The 3,443-nt window shown below is 60.5% G+C and carries 5 protein-coding genes; all 5 read right to left on the reverse strand.

The features are described from left to right. A partial coding sequence (locus EOD15_RS31050) for a bifunctional DNA primase/polymerase (RefSeq protein WP_148129720.1) occupies positions 1–599 on the reverse strand: 599 nt, incomplete at its 3' end. 187 nt (positions 600–786) lie between these two features. Further along, complete coding sequence (locus EOD15_RS31060) at positions 787–1,005, reverse strand: AlpA family phage regulatory protein (protein WP_245463816.1); 219 nt, start codon at positions 1,003–1,005, stop codon at positions 787–789. A 124-nt stretch (positions 1,006–1,129) separates the two neighbouring features. Continuing rightward, positions 1,130–2,314: a site-specific integrase gene (locus EOD15_RS31065; RefSeq protein WP_127322546.1), complete on the reverse strand. Its 1,185-nt coding sequence runs from the start codon at positions 2,312–2,314 to the stop codon at positions 1,130–1,132. A 283-nt stretch (positions 2,315–2,597) separates the two neighbouring features. After that, positions 2,598–3,068 (reverse strand): nucleoside deaminase, encoded by a 471-nt coding sequence (locus EOD15_RS31070; RefSeq protein WP_127322545.1) that lies wholly within the window; start codon positions 3,066–3,068, stop codon positions 2,598–2,600. Positions 3,069–3,319: 251 nt separating this feature from the next. Continuing rightward, on the reverse strand, positions 3,320–3,443 hold a 124-nt coding region (locus tag EOD15_RS37375), incomplete at its 5' end, for a hypothetical protein (RefSeq protein WP_164763247.1).

A 3,443-nucleotide genomic window follows, 5' to 3' on the forward strand; every position in this document is an offset into this window, starting at 1 on the left:
GGCACCTCACGGTCGAAAAGTTCCGGAAGGCCCGAAAAGGATACAAGCTTTCCGATCGGCCAATAGATCGAGCCGTCCGGTCGCTCTGAATGGGCGCCGACGACAAACTCGTTCCCGCCAGCCTTAAAGTCGATCTTGATATCGGGTCGGTCAACGGACGGTGGCTTAGACCCGTTGTGCCGGAAGTAGAGGTGAAACCCACGGCTCGTCTTGGTAGAGACAGGGGAGGTGCCGAAACGCATCTCGACATAGGCCCGAGCCTTCGGTGTGTCGGTGTCGACGTCGACGACGAGCAAACCCTCGAGCCGAATGCCGAAGGTGTTGCTGCCGGCGCCGGCCATCCGGTTGACGACGAGGCCGAGAGGAAGGCGGCTACGATCCTTGAACGCAACAATAGGCTTTTTGCCGTCGTCGCCGCCAAGTGGCAGGAGCGAAAACCCGGCCTGGAATAAACGGCCGAGCTCGGCGGTAAGGAGTGCTGGCAAACTTGCATGGGCGGCCTCATCGGAATATATTCCTTGCCGTCCCTGTGTAATATCCTGATCCCCCGCCGCCGGTCCTGTGTCCCCAGGCCGGCGGTTTTGCTTTGCGGCCGTCATGCAGCCCTCGCCATTCTGAGATTAAATTCCCGCACAGAAGTCACTGCTTCCATGGTCGAAAGTCCGAACCGCTCACGAAGGGCAGGGATCGTTCCCGTCGGCCGTTGGTGGCGAGGTGTTTCTATTAGCCATTGAACGGCAATGTCGATCCGTGCGGAGCTTTCATGTTCTGGAGGTGTTGCATCCATCAGGCTGCCACCTCGTCGCGATGAGCGATCTGCTGATCGATCCACGTTTCAACCTCGTGCTCGACGTACGCGATGCGGCTGCCATCGCCGAGCCGGACAGGCTGGGGGAATGTTTTGGCCTTCACGCGAAGCCAGATCGCGGTGCGCGATAGGCTGGTGCGCGCGCAAGCCTCGCGCTGATTAATCAGGCGTTTTGCTGGAGACTGAGTCTGGGGCAAGGGCGTTACCTTCGAAAATTTAGGTAACACTCATACTATGCCAAATTTTCCCAAAAACAACGAGTCAAGCCTGTGGATACCCGGTTTTATGTGGTTTCCACAGGCCTATTTTGTTCACGGGGGGTTATTTGTTCAACCTACTGAGATGTTCCGCCCATAACGTCATTGCCGCTCGCTTTTCTGGCTCGTATTTCGCCCGATTGTAAACCCCGGCAACGCCTGCCCGAAAACCACTGACATGATTGAGCAACGCCTCAACGATATGCGGCGCGACTCCTAGCTCCGCCATGCCAGTTGCGACGGTCCGGCGAATGTCGTGCGGCGACCATTGCTGATTGCTGAACTGCAGTTTCAGGCGGGTTGCCTGGGCAACGGCATTGCTCTCGATCGGCTGCCCGGTGCGACTGAACAATGGCGCGTCCGGCTCGTCCTTGTCGGTGCGAAGGATTGCCGCCTCGATGATGGCAAGGGCAGGGGCAGACAGCGGAACTGCATGCTCAATCCCGTTCTTGGTCCGCTCCCTTGGAATGACCCAGCTCGCCGCGGCGATGTCGACCTCGGACCGCATCATGCCGGCTACCTCTCCGCTGCGCTGTCCAGTCAGCATCAGCAGTCGGAGGATATCGGCCACAGCCGGGCTCAGTCCGGCCACGAACAGCGCTCGCCACAAACCCTTGAGTTCGACATCGGAAAGCACGCGCTCGCGCCTGACGGGCTTGCTGCGCGGCTTTACGCCCACCACTGGCGACGAGACGAGATAGTCGCTGTCGACCGCCCAATTGAACAGCTTGCGCACCACGGCAAGGATATTGGTTGAGGCCGCGCCTTTGCCGGCATCCGCCTTCGCGTCGATGATGTCGAGCACGTCGCGACGCTTGACGGCCGACGCCTTCATTTTGCCGACGGAGGGATAGACCTCCCGTTTCAGGATCCGCTCATCTTCGGCCCATGTCTTTTTCTGGCGCTTGGCATATTTGTCGATGTAGATCCCGCCGAGCTCCTCGACCGTCAGGGAGGCGCGTGCAACGCGTTTGCGTTCCGCAGGGTCTTCGCCCTCGGCGACGGCGCTCATGGCCTTCAGCGCCTTCGCCCTGGCCCGCTCCAACGTGATTGCGGGATAGCGGCCGAGGGTCACGCGCTGGCGGGCGCCGTCGCTCTCGCGGCTGTAAATGACGGTCCAGGTTTTAATCCCTGTAGGATTGACGCGAAGCACCAGCCCGCGCACCTTGTCATCCCAATAGTCCGTGCGCTTCTCTACGGTCAGCGAGCCGACAAATTTGTCTGTGAAATTGATGCGCTGCCGGGCCAATTGAAACCTACTGATAATTCAAGCCAGAAAAATGCTCGGGGTTCGGCCCGGGGTTTATCACGACTGAACAATATGAAACAGCGAGGAACGCAATTAACGGGCCTTTCCCACAGTTCGACGGCCTCACGCGCGTTCATACTGTCCATTGCGTTCATGATGTAACGCCAGACAGCCCTTTTAATCAGTAGGTCATGGGTTCGAATCCCATCGCGCTCACCAAATCCACCCGATGAACTGTCACCCATCTCTCGGGAAGGGCACACCACAACGGGCGGGGAAGCCGTCAACGCTTCCAGAAATCGCGGTGCGGTGCGAGCAACTCGTCGGCGATTTCGGGGAAGGGGCCAAAGACCTCGATCTTTTTCTGACCGGAGTCGAGGACGGTGCGCGAAGAGAGGCTCATCGTCGGATTCTCTGCGTGATCCCCGGTGAGCGCCAGGAGCTCGGTCTCCTCGACCCCGTAAACCAGCCGCCCGATATTGGCCCAATACATCGTACCGGCGCACATGGCGCACGGCTCGAAGGTTGAGACCAGCGTGCATTGCCACAGGAACTCCGGCTCATAGGCCGCCGCCGCGCGCCGGGCGAGCTCCGTCTCGGCATGGCGCACCGTGTCGAGATTGCCCTGCCGCATCAGCACGCGATCGTCCGGCCCGACCAGCACGCAACCGAACGGATGGTGCCCATGCGCCGCCGTGTCGCGCGCGACGGCATCGGCGGACCGCAGGTGGGCGAGCATCTGATCGCGGGTCATGGCAAAATCCTGTCATGCCGACATCCACCGATGAGCGGCTGAGCGAGATTGGTGCCAACGGACGCGAGTGGCAAGAGCCAACTTTTGCTTGAGACCTTTGCCTCGGGATATCAGACCTTTGCCCTACAATCGCCGGCCGGTCTTGGCGTCGAACAGATGAGCACAGGCGCGGCAAAGCGGAAAGCCGGCTGAAAAGGCCATCCTCGCCGAGCTTCTCGAAGGAGTTCGGCGGCGCGAAAATGCGAACAGCGTCAGACGGAAGGCTCCCCGAACACCAGCGAAACATTCCCTCCGGCATGGCGCTCGAGGCGGCCGGCGAGGTCGAGTTCCAGCAGCACCATGAACACCTGGGCCGGGTGCAGGCGGGGGGGGGGG

The organism is Mesorhizobium sp. M7A.T.Ca.US.000.02.2.1, from assembly GCF_003996995.1.
In the GTDB taxonomy this organism is placed as follows: domain Bacteria; phylum Pseudomonadota; class Alphaproteobacteria; order Rhizobiales; family Rhizobiaceae; genus Mesorhizobium.

Bases quoted from the DNA above. Each gene is read 5' to 3' on its own strand.
- EOD15_RS31070 (WP_127322545.1), bottom strand. From the start codon at position 3,068: ATGACCCGCGATCAGATGCTCGCCCACCTGCGGTCCGCCGATGCCGTC.